The sequence below is a fragment of the Martelella alba genome (genome assembly GCF_005217455.1).
Taxonomy (GTDB): Bacteria; Pseudomonadota; Gammaproteobacteria; order Enterobacterales; family Enterobacteriaceae; genus Acerihabitans.
On the sequence record NZ_SZPQ01000047.1, the window covers coordinates 21,320 to 31,978 of the forward strand.

A 10,659-nucleotide genomic window follows, 5' to 3' on the forward strand; every position below is an offset into this window, starting at 1 on the left:
ACTGCTCCGGCAATTATCAAGATACCTTTTGTATATATTCCTAAAATAACTGTATACTCATACAGTAAAGGGGGTGTGCATGCGTAAAATCATACATGTCGATATGGATTGCTTCTTCGCCGCGGTGGAAATGCGCGACGATCCTAGCCTGCGCGACATCCCCATCGCTATCGGCGGCAGCGTGGAGAGGCGCGGGGTTATCAGCACCGCCAACTATCCCGCCCGCGCCTATGGCGTGCACAGCGCCATGTCCACCGCCATGGCGCTAAAGCTGTGCCCCCATTTGAAATTGCTGCCCGGACGCATCGCCGCTTATAAAGAGGCGTCGGCGCATATCCGCGAGATATTTTCCCGCTACACGACGCTCATCGAACCGCTATCGCTGGATGAAGCCTATCTGGATGTTACCGACAGTCCGCATTGCAACGGTTCCGCCACCTTGATGGCCCGCGCCATCCGCCGGCATATCGCCGAAGAACTGCGTCTGACCGCATCGGCCGGGGTGGCGCCGGTAAAGTTTCTAGCCAAGATCGCCTCGGATCTCAACAAGCCCGACGGGCAGTGCGTTATCGCGCCGGACCAGGTCGCGGACTTTTTGCAACAATTGCCCTTGGGGAAAATTCCCGGCGTGGGCAAGGTGACGGCGAAAAAACTGGCGGATATGGGCCTTAACACCTGCGCTGACGTGCGGCGTTACGATTTAGCGGTTTTGTTGCGGCAATTCGGCAAATTCGGCCGGGTGATTTGGGAACGTTCGCAAGGCATCGACGAGCGCGAAGTCACGGCGGACCGATTGCGCAAATCAGTGGGCGTGGAGCGAACCTTGGCGGAGGATATCGTCGCCTGGGAGGATTGCGCGGCCATCATCGACGCCCTGTATCCCGAACTGGCGCGCCGGCTGGCCAGAGTCAGGCCGGATTTGCATATTGCCCGGCAGGGTATCAAGCTCAAATTCGCTGATTTTCAACTGACCACTCAAGAACATGTCTGGCCGGTTCTCAATAAAGACGATTTGCTGGAAATCGCCCACCAGGCCTGGCAACAGCGCCGGGGCGAGCGGGGCGTCAGGCTGGTGGGGCTGCATGTGGCCTTGCTTGACCCGCAAATCGAGCGGCAACTGCCGCTTAACTGGGACGAGAATTATCTTGAACCCCCTGAACGCCCGGCCGCGATGTGATATGCGGCCGGAACGGGGTTCAGGCTTTTTCGGGAATGGCGCGCAATAACGCGGTGAGCAATGTCCAGTATTGACCGACGCTTTTGATATGCACCTGTTCATCCGGCGAATGCGGTCCGGTAATGGTCGGCCCGATGGAGACCATGTCCATGTCCGGATAAGGTCTTTTGAACAGCCCGCATTCCAATCCGGCGTGGATAACCATGATATTCGGGGTTTTGTTGAACAGTTTCTGGTAGGTCTCGCGCACCAAATGCATCACCGGCGAATTGGCGTCCGGCTTCCAGCCGGGGTAACTGCCCTTGGCGATGCATTCCGCGCCGGCCAGTTGCCCCAAGGCGGTCAGGCTGCCCACGACGTCTTCCTTGCCGCTGTCGATAAGCGAACGGATAAGACAGCGGATGGTGGCCTGCTGCCGTTCCATAGTGACCACGCCGACATTCAGCGATGTTTCCACCACGCCCTTGACTTCATCGCTCATACGGATAACGCCGTTGGGCATGGCGTTTAACAGCGCGATAAACCGTTGGCCGCAGGCTTTGGTCAGCGCCTCGGCCGCGGTTTGCACCGGTTCCGTCTGCACGATGATGTTTTTTTCCACTGCCGCCAGTTCGGCATGGATCATTTCCTGGTATCGCCGCGCCAGTCCGGCGAAGTTCTCCATCTTGTCCGCCGGCAGGGCAAGTGTGGCGAACGCTTCGCGCGGAATGGCGTTGCGCAATGTGCCGCCATTCACATCCACCACCCGGACGTCCAGCTCCTGGCCGGCTTGAAACAGGAAACGGGCCAGCAATTTGTTGGCGTTGCCGAGACCAAGATGGATATCCGCGCCGGAATGACCGCCCTTAAGCCCCTTAAACGTCAATTTTACCGTCTGATAACCGGCCGGCGCCGCTTCCCGCTCCAGCGGCAGAATGGCTTTAAAATCAACGCCGCCCGCGCAGCCCATGTAAATTTCGCCTTCTTCCTCGGAATCGGTGTTGATCAGAATCTCCCCTTGCAGCCAACCGGCTTGCACGCCGAAAGCGCCGGCCATGCCGGTTTCCTCGGTCATGGTCAGCAAGACTTCCAATGGGCCGTGCTGTACGCTGTTATCGGAAAGTACCGCCAGCGCCGACGCCATGCCGATGCCATTGTCGGCGCCAAGGGTGGTGCCCCGCGCCTTGACCCATTCGCCATCGACATAAGGCTGGATCGGATCGCGGGTAAAATCGTGTTCAGTATCGCTGTTTTTTTGCGGCACCATGTCCAGATGCGCCTGCAATACCACGGGCCGACGCTTTTCATAACCTGGGGTGGCGGATTTTCGCAGCAGCACGTTGCCGGCCTCATCGCGTTCCGCAGATATCCCTTTTTCCCGCGCCCAGTCAAGGATATGGTTGGCTAAAGCCTCTTCATGGTATGAGGGATGCGGAATAGAGCATATTTTGGCAAAAATTTGCCATAATGGTTGTGGCGAAAGTTGCGTCAGTTCAGACACGATAAGAACTCCTGTAACAACTAAATGTCTGGCCGGGCGGGAAATTTTGCCGCCCGGCGGGCGGATGTCGACGAATGATGGCTCAAGGATAGCACTTATGCTCTCATTAATTCGAGTCGCATCGCCCCCAGGCGCAGAGCCAACGCTGTGACGGGGGGATGAACGCCGCCAGCGAATAAGCGGCTTGCCGTATGACGCGTATAACCTTGATCCGTGGCGGGCCACGGTGAAAAAGGGTACTGGTATTTGTGCGGTTGCGTCTCTATAATCTCGCGCAACCTTTTTTCCCCTTGGTATATTTTGAGCCGATCTGGCCGGGATAGCATTACTATGAGTGATAAATACGTTGTAACCTGGGACATGTTGCACATGCAAGTCCGCAAGCTGGCCCAGCGGTTGCTGCCGGCGGAACAATGGAAGGGCATCATCGCGGTAAGCCGCGGCGGCCTGGTCCCTGGTTCGATCCTGGCCCGCGAACTGGGCATCCGCAATGTGGATACGGTCTGCATCTCCAGTTATGACCACCAGCATCAGCGCGCCCTGACCGTTATCAAACGCGCCGAAGGCGACGGCGAGGGTTTTATCGTCATCGACGACCTGGTCGATACCGGCAGCACCGCCAAGGCGATACGTGAAATGTATCCCAAGGCCCACTTTGTGACGGTGTTCGCCAAACCCGCCGGCCGGCCGCTGGTGGACGACTATGTCGTGGATATCCCGCAAGACACCTGGATTGAACAGCCCTGGGACATGGCGGTGACCTTCGTTAAACCGCTCAGCGAACAATAATCGTCCCTTGTGGCGGCGCCATGGCCGGTTCTCGGCCGAGCGCCGTTGGACATGCATTCCAGCTGTCATGCGCCTCGCTTAGCGCCGCACGGCCGGCAGCGTTGCGCCCGCCGGCGATATCGGGCGCGAGCCCCTCAACCCGGTCATCCTAGCCAATTTCTTTGCGCCGGGCCAGTCCTTGAGCTGAAATCGGGCACAAACGGCAAAATAGGTTAATTTACCTAGCCGCCCTTTTTGAGTAATCTTGCTTAACCATTCCTGTAAAAGGAACCGCGGCATTTGAGGAGGCGTCGGCGTAATGGGCGGGACCAATCTGAGCGAAACGTTATTTAAACCGACCTTCAAACAGCAGGAAACCTCCACGCTGGTGCAACGTATCCGGCATGGCGGTTCATGCCCGGTGAACGCCGCGCTGGACGGCGCCAATCCCGCAAACTGGTACCGCCTGATAAACCGTCTGATGTGGATTTGGCGGGGGTTGGACGCCTGGGAGATTGAGGAAACCCTGGCGCGCATCGCCGCAAGCGAGGCCGAACGCAGCGACGATCGGCTACTGGATACGGTGGTGGGGTACCGGCCCGGCAACTGGATTTACGAGTGGTCGCATCAGGGAATGCTTTGGCAGCAGAAAGCCATGGACGAACCGCAGGCGGAATTGTCCGGCGGTTATTGGTTGCGGGCGGCCAATTTTTACAGTATCGCCTCTTATCCCCACCTGGTGGGGGATCTGTTGGCCGAACAAGCTCAGACGCTGGCCAACCGGGCTTGGGAAGAGGCGGTGGGACGGTTGCGTTTCCAGGTCAAGGCGTTGGAATTTCCCATTACCGGCGGCGGGAAACTAACCGGTTTCCTGCATCTGCCGTCACAGGGGCCCGGCCCCTTTCCCACTGTTATGGTGTGCGGCGGTCTGGATATGTTGCAAAACGATACCTATCGCCTTTTCCATGATTATTTCGCGCCGGCCGGACTGGCGATGCTGACCATCGACATGCCTTCCATTGGTTTCGCGGCGAAGTGGAAACTCTCCCAGGACTCCAGTTTTCTACATCAACAGGTTTTGCGGGGGTTGTCGGAAATCCCCTGGATCGACACTCACCGCATCAGCGCTTTCGGTTTTCGTTTCGGCGCCAATATCGCCATTCGACTGGCCTATCTTGAGCCACAGCGTTTGCGGGCGGTGGCCTGCCTTGGCCCGGTAGTTCATGCGCTTTTTACCGATGCCCGTTGCCAGGACCGCGTGCCGGCCATGTATATGGATGTTCTGGCCAGCCGCATCGGTATGGCGCAGGCTTCAGACAGGGCGCTGAAAATCGAGCTCGGCTGTTATTCGCTTAAAACGCAGGGGCTGCTGGGCCGGCGTTGCCAGGTACCCATGCTGGCCGGATATTGGGGTAACGATCCTTTCAGCCCGAAAGATGAAGCCATGCTTATTGTTTCTTCCTCCACCGCCGGTAAGCTTTTGACCCTTAAATCCGCGCCGGTTTATCAGAATTTTCATCAGGCTTTGCTGGATATTCGCGACTGGCTGACAAAATTTTGAGCACCAAGAGTTGCTAATTTCTATTAGTTTGCTAAATAAATATGTTCGAGCCCGAGCGATCTCGGGCCAACGTGTCGGCGAACGCAGCCAACAATGAGGCAACCCGAAGTATGACGACCCTATATATACTCTAAATACTTCGTGTTGCATCGCGGCGGCAAGGGAGCGAGTCCCCAGGCGCATAGCCGACTATGTAACTGGGGTGAGCGAGCGCAGCCAACAATGAGGCAACCCGAAGTATGACGAGTATAAACACATTCGCGGCGAGGCATATTTATGGCAGTAGTCAACGGACATCCTAAAAGCAGGCTGATAAAAGGTTTCGCCGCGCTCGGTCCCTACCTTAGGGAGGAACAATGCGGCGATGGGCATTTTTTCTTTGATTGTCTGGCTGTCTGCCTTAACATGCAGCCCGCACCGGAAAAGAGGGAATTTTGGGGTTGGTGGATGGACATGAATGTCGAGGATGGACATTTTACCTATTCTTATCGTCTGGGCTTGTTTGACCGGGAAGGCCGTTGGAAAGAGAAAAAAATCGGCGATCCGGAAGTGTTTGCGAAACTGGAAAACACCCTGCGCATGTTTCATCAGCGTTTACGCGCTTACCTCGCCACGCTGGACATGACCCTGGCGCCGGCCGAATCCTTCAAAGAGCAACCGTTTGTCCTGACTTCTTGACCACACGTCGGGCCTGCATTTTCTTTCAATTCGCGTTATGCTGGCCGGCGTAACGCTTTTTTATAGACGGCCTGGCCGTCGATTTCACTTACGGTAGAAATTGTATGGATGGCAGCCAGACCTTGGTTGTAAAGCTGGGTACCAGCGTACTGACCGGCGGTTCGCGTCGGCTAAACAAAGCCCATATTGTCGAGTTGGTTCGCCAATGCGCGCAGTTGCATGCCGCGGGGCACCGCATCGTCATTGTGACATCGGGAGCCATTGCCGCCGGTCGCGAGCATCTGGGCTATCCGGAGTTGCCGGCGACCATCGCGTCAAAGCAGCTATTGGCCGCCGTGGGGCAAAGCAGCCTGATACAACTTTGGGAGCAGTTATTTTCCATTTACGGTATCCACATTGGCCAAATGCTGCTGACCCGCGCCGATATGGAAGATCGCGAACGTTTCCTTAATGCCCGCGACACCTTGCGCGCCTTGCTGGATAACCGCATTGTCCCGGTTATCAATGAAAACGACGCGGTCGCCACGACGGAAATCAAAGTCGGCGATAATGATAATTTGTCCGCACTGGCGGCGATACTGGCGGACGCCGATAAACTGCTGCTGTTGACCGACATTGACGGGCTGTACACCGCGGATCCGCGCGCCCATCCCGGAGCGGAACTGATTCGCGAGGTTAAGGTGATCAACGATGCGCTGCGCGGTATTGCCGGCGGTAGCGTCTCCGGGCTGGGTACCGGCGGCATGGCGACAAAAATTCAGGCCGCCGACATTGCCAGCCGCGCCGGCGTGGATGTCGTCATCGCGGCCGGTAATCGGCCGGGCGTTATCGGCGACATGATGGCGGATCTGTCGGTGGGAACCCGCTTCCACGCACAGGAGATGCCGTTGGAATCCCGCAAACGCTGGCTGTTCGGTCCGCCTCCGGCCGGCGATATCACTGTGGACGATGGCGCTTTGGCGGCCATTCGGGAGCGGGGCAGCTCGCTCTTGCCTAAAGGCATACGTTCGGTGTCCGGGGATTTTTCCCGCGGGGTGGTGGTACGGATTCGCGGACTGGACGGCAAAGACATCGCTCATGGGGTGAGCCGCTATAACAGCGATGCGCTACGCATGATAGCCGGTCATCACTCCCAGCAGATCAGCGAAATCCTGGGCTACGAATATGGACCGGTCGTGATCCACCGTGACGACATGGTCGTTTATTAGGTATTGAGGAATTTTTATGCTGGAGCAAATGGGTAAGGCCGCCAAACAGGCCTCCTGGCAATTATCGGTGCTCAGCAGCGCGGCGAAAGATCAGGCTTTGCTGGCGATAGCCGATCGGCTTGAAGCGCAAAGCGAACAGATCCTGGCGGCCAATGCCCTGGATATGACCGATGCGCGGCAAAACGGTCTTAGCGAAGCGCTGCTCGATCGCCTGCTGCTGACACCGGCGCGCCTGGCCGCCATCGCCAATGATGTCCGGCAAGTTTGCCGGTTGACCGACCCGGTCGGCCAGGTGATCGATGGCCGTATGCTGGACAACGGCCTGAAGCTGGAACGTCGCCGGGTGCCGCTCGGCGTGGTCGGCGTCATTTATGAGGCCCGTCCCAACGTGACGGTGGATGTGGCGGTACTTTGCCTGAAAACCGGCAATGCGGTGATCCTGCGTGGCGGCAAGGAGACGCATCGTACCAACGCCGCCACAGTGGGCGTTATCCAGGATGCCTTGGCCGCGTGCCGGCTGCCCAGAGAGGCGGTGCAGGCCATCGACAATCCCGATCGCGCGCTGGTGGCCGAACTGCTGCGCCTGGACCGCTATGTGGATATGCTGATCCCGCGTGGCGGCGCCGGACTGCATAAATTATGCCGCGAACAATCCACCATTCCGGTTATCACCGGCGGAATCGGCGTCTGCCACACGTATGTGGATGAGGCTGTCGATATCGCCCAGGCCCTCAATGTTATCGAGAATGCCAAAATACAGCGCCCCAGCGCCTGTAATTCCCTGGAGACGTTGCTGGTGCATCAGGCCATCGCGCCGGAGTTCCTGGCCGCGCTGAGCCGGCGCATGCAGGGCCTGGGGGTGACGTTGCATGCCGACGAAAGGGCTATGCCTTATCTGTCCGGCGGTCCGGCCGTCTGCGTCGCGGTGGCGGAAGAGGAATATCAGGACGAATGGCTGTCGCTGGACTTGAACGTGCGGGTGGTGACCGGTCTTGATCAGGCGGTGGAGCATATCCGTATGTACGGCACCCAGCATTCCGACGCAATTCTCACGCAGTCGCTGGGCGTGGCGGAGCGTTTTGTCCGGGAGGTGGACTCCGCGGCGGTCTACGTTAACGCCAGCACCCGTTTCACTGATGGCGGCCAGTTTGGACTGGGCGCGGAAGTGGCGGTCAGCACCCAGAAGCTGCACGCCCGCGGCCCGATGGGGCTTGAGGCGCTAACCACCTATAAGTGGATAGGCTACGGCGACAATCTGGTGCGGTCCTGAGCGCGTTTTGGCTGCATTTCCTTAATAGCCGTCATCGTACTGGGCGAAAATACCCCGATGGCGTTCAACAAATTCCAGGGTATTGCCTTCGGGATCGTCCAGGAAAAGCGTGCCGATGCCTTGATCAAGGGGGTGATCGGCATCGCGCACCGGAAATTTTTCCATGGACAGCGACATTTGATAGGGGTGCAGGCCCTTCGCCAGCAGATGACGTGCGCAGCCATTGAGGGACTCTACTTGAAAGGCGATATGTCGGGCGGGATCCGCCGGCGCGCGTCCCCCGGCGACTGGCATGAGATGCAGTGCGTAACCGCGCCCGGTCCCCAACCAGTTGTTTTTGACCGGGTGGCATTTTAGGCCCAGGGTATCGGTATAGAACGCCAGCATCGTCGCCATATCTTCCACCGCCAGGGTGGTATGGTGTAAACCTTGTAATTGCATGGCCGCCTCGTCGCGAAGAATGAGATGCTTACAAGGGTTAAGCATAGTTGGCGGAGTCGTGCCCGCCATGTATGGCCGCCAATAGCGTTGCGCACGGGAGGGAAGGGCGTCGCTTATCAGGCGGGTGACTGTTTTTTATCAGCAATTTGCTGTTTTTATCAGCATATGAACGCCGGGCTATTGACTCTTCAACCGCTTTTGCATAACGTGTCCCCCCGTGATTGAGACCATACGAAAATTTCTTCGAGGCCGGTATAGCTCAGTTGGTAGAGCAGCGCATTCGTAATGCGAAGGTCGTAGGTTCGACTCCTATTACCGGCACCAGTAAAATCAATTAGTTACCTTTAGTTCCTGCCACATCCTTCAGCTCGCGTGTCGAATTCGTGCCGTAATTACCCATAATTATATCTATCTGTTTTGCGTGTTCGGTCAGATGGGTAGGGGCAAGGTGCGCATAACGCCGCACCATTTCAATTGACTCCCATCCGCCCATTTCCTGTAACACCGACAGCGGGACCCCGGACTGAATCAACCAACTGGCCCAGGTGTGCCGGAGGTCATGAAAACGGAAATTCTCGATCCCTGCCCGCTTTAGACCCGCCCGCCAGCCTGTGTTACTATCGGATCGCATTTTCCTGACTTCTTTCGTCCGGGTTCCATCGGCCCTAACCGATGACTTCACGTGAACGAAAACCCATTGAGAATGCTTGCCGATCTGCTTTTTCAACACATTGCAGGCAGTGTCATTAAGGGCGACGCCAATCGCCCGACCTGCTTTCGCATCTTCTGGATGTATCCATGCCACCCGCCGCTGCATATCGATCTGCGACCACTCCAGATCCACAATGTTTGAACGCCGGAGCCCGGTGGCCAGGGCGAAAATAACCACCGGTTTCAGGTGCTCAGGCATACAGTCTATCAACCTGGTGGCCTCTTCCTTTGTCAGCCAGCGGATGCGCTTTTGCTTGGGCTGGTGAGCCTTAACCACTGGCAGCTTATCCAACCATTTCCATTCATTCGCCGCGATGCGTAATAGCGAACGGATAAATGCCAAATGGGAGTACTTTGTTGCTTGCGCCACTGGCCTGGGGATGTACTCCGGGCACTGCTGGCCGCTTTTCTTGCAGCCATCGCGCATAGACTCCCAATTTAAGCGGTGCTTGCGATTGACCATCCTGGCCACCGCCGCCTGGATCCTTTCTTCGGTAATAAAGGAAAGTGGTTTCCCGCCAAAGTACTGCCGCCAAAATCCTATCTTCGATTTATCGTCATCTAGGCATTTTTTATGCTGTTTCTCATCCAACCAGCGCAGACATGCCTCATCAAATGTCTTTACCGGAGCCTCGCCGATTTTTGCCGCGCGCCAGGCTTCGGATTTCAATTTGTCGTGTAATTCCTGGGCTTGCCTTTTGTCCGTTGTTCCAAGGCTTTGTCTAATGCGCTTTCCGTCCGGAGTAAAGAAATCACAGTGCCAGACACCGTACCTTTGTTTGATTGCCATACAGTTTGTTCCTCTGTTCGGCCATCATCCGCATTCACAGCGTGATCCTGCTGCTGCCGATGAATATATGCAAGACAAGAAGACTTCAAAATTTGCAGTTTGCCACCGCCATTCCCGCCGGATTTTGCGGCCCGGATACGGCCATCTTTGATCCGGGCGCGAATCGCCCTTTCACTGAGCTTAAGGAACGCCGAGGCTTCATGCAGATCAAATACAACATCATCGATATAAAAATCACTCATAATTGCCCCTTAACCGCCTCGGGTCGCCCAAGACAAAAACCCGACGACTAAACCTGGCTGGATCTGTACGACTGGACTGATCACGTAATCGATGCCGCTCGCATTTTTCTCGACCACATTCTCTGCATGCTCGGCTGTTAACATACCGGACGCGGCCATGGCCCGGCTTTCTACATTTCGTACCGATATAGAATTTATCGCCGGCGGCCACGGCAGCAGCGTGGTCTGTTTTCAGGTTTGAGGTGTCGATAGTCACTATTCCTCCGTTGCGCTGGTGGCTGGTGGAGGGTCGTCCGGAAACGCCGGATGTGGCGTCCAGTGAGTGTGATATCC

General features: G+C 56.9%; 10 protein-coding genes and 1 tRNA gene. 7 read left to right on the top strand and 4 right to left on the bottom strand.

Going from position 1 to position 10,659, the window contains the following annotated elements:
* The first annotated feature begins 79 nt into the window (after positions 1–79).
* Positions 80–1,177, top strand: coding sequence for a DNA polymerase IV (gene dinB / locus FCN80_RS22040; RefSeq protein ID WP_136992498.1), 1,098 nt, complete (start codon positions 80–82; stop codon positions 1,175–1,177).
* A gap of 19 nt (positions 1,178–1,196) precedes the next feature.
* On the opposite strand, the gene pepD is transcribed toward dinB, so the two are convergent.
* A complete protein-coding gene (gene pepD, locus FCN80_RS22045) occupies positions 1,197–2,657 on the bottom strand; it encodes a beta-Ala-His dipeptidase (protein WP_136992499.1) in 1,461 nt (486 codons plus the stop codon).
* Positions 2,658–2,987: 330 nt separating this feature from the next.
* Here pepD and gpt point away from each other — a divergent pair, with 330 nt between their 5' ends.
* The 5 genes from gpt (at position 2,988) to proA (ending at position 8,142) form a co-directional block, all read left to right on the top strand.
* Positions 2,988–3,446: a xanthine phosphoribosyltransferase gene (gene gpt / locus FCN80_RS22050; RefSeq protein ID WP_136992500.1), complete on the top strand. Its 459-nt coding sequence runs from the start codon at positions 2,988–2,990 to the stop codon at positions 3,444–3,446.
* A 298-nt stretch (positions 3,447–3,744) separates the two neighbouring features.
* Positions 3,745–4,986, top strand: coding sequence for an esterase FrsA (gene frsA, locus FCN80_RS22055; RefSeq protein ID WP_136992501.1), 1,242 nt, complete (start codon positions 3,745–3,747; stop codon positions 4,984–4,986).
* A gap of 276 nt (positions 4,987–5,262) precedes the next feature.
* Positions 5,263–5,664: a sigma factor-binding protein Crl gene (crl, locus tag FCN80_RS22060; protein ID WP_136992502.1), complete on the top strand. Its 402-nt coding sequence runs from the start codon at positions 5,263–5,265 to the stop codon at positions 5,662–5,664.
* A gap of 104 nt (positions 5,665–5,768) precedes the next feature.
* Positions 5,769–6,872, top strand: coding sequence for a glutamate 5-kinase (proB, locus tag FCN80_RS22065; RefSeq protein WP_136992503.1), 1,104 nt, complete (start codon positions 5,769–5,771; stop codon positions 6,870–6,872).
* Between the two features lie 16 nt (positions 6,873–6,888).
* Positions 6,889–8,142: a glutamate-5-semialdehyde dehydrogenase gene (gene proA, locus FCN80_RS22070; protein ID WP_136992504.1), complete on the top strand. Its 1,254-nt coding sequence runs from the start codon at positions 6,889–6,891 to the stop codon at positions 8,140–8,142.
* Positions 8,143–8,163: 21 nt separating this feature from the next.
* Here the strand turns inward: proA and FCN80_RS22075 are convergent, their stop codons facing one another.
* Entirely contained in the window at positions 8,164–8,583 is a 420-nt protein-coding gene (locus tag FCN80_RS22075) for a VOC family protein (protein WP_170975492.1), read from the bottom strand.
* A gap of 248 nt (positions 8,584–8,831) precedes the next feature.
* Between FCN80_RS22075 and FCN80_RS22080 the strand changes: the two genes are divergently transcribed.
* A tRNA-Thr gene (locus FCN80_RS22080) sits at positions 8,832–8,907 on the top strand.
* 10 nt (positions 8,908–8,917) lie between these two features.
* Here FCN80_RS22080 and FCN80_RS22085 read toward each other — a convergent pair.
* Entirely contained in the window at positions 8,918–9,964 is a 1,047-nt protein-coding gene (locus FCN80_RS22085; protein WP_306767915.1) for a site-specific integrase, read from the bottom strand.
* Entirely contained in the window at positions 9,961–10,326 is a 366-nt protein-coding gene (locus tag FCN80_RS26990) for a hypothetical protein (protein WP_230492862.1), read from the bottom strand. The genes FCN80_RS22085 and FCN80_RS26990 overlap by 4 nt, the downstream gene beginning before the upstream one ends.
* Between the last annotated feature and the right edge of the window lie 333 nt (positions 10,327–10,659).

What these genes read in the sequence shown, in the direction of transcription:
- dinB (WP_136992498.1), top strand. Translation starts at nt 80, where the DNA reads ATGCGTAAAATCATACATGTCGATATGGATTGCTTCTTCGCCGCGGTG.
- gpt (WP_136992500.1), top strand. Translation starts at nt 2,988, where the DNA reads ATGAGTGATAAATACGTTGTAACCTGGGACATGTTGCACATGCAAGTC.
- frsA (WP_136992501.1), top strand. Translation starts at nt 3,745, where the DNA reads ATGGGCGGGACCAATCTGAGCGAAACGTTATTTAAACCGACCTTCAAA.
- crl (WP_136992502.1), top strand. Translation starts at nt 5,263, where the DNA reads ATGGCAGTAGTCAACGGACATCCTAAAAGCAGGCTGATAAAAGGTTTC.
- proB (WP_136992503.1), top strand. Translation starts at nt 5,769, where the DNA reads ATGGATGGCAGCCAGACCTTGGTTGTAAAGCTGGGTACCAGCGTACTG.
- proA (WP_136992504.1), top strand. Translation starts at nt 6,889, where the DNA reads ATGCTGGAGCAAATGGGTAAGGCCGCCAAACAGGCCTCCTGGCAATTA.
- FCN80_RS22075 (WP_170975492.1), bottom strand. Translation starts at nt 8,583, where the DNA reads ATGCAATTACAAGGTTTACACCATACCACCCTGGCGGTGGAAGATATG.
- FCN80_RS26990 (WP_230492862.1), bottom strand. Translation starts at nt 10,326, where the DNA reads ATGAGTGATTTTTATATCGATGATGTTGTATTTGATCTGCATGAAGCC.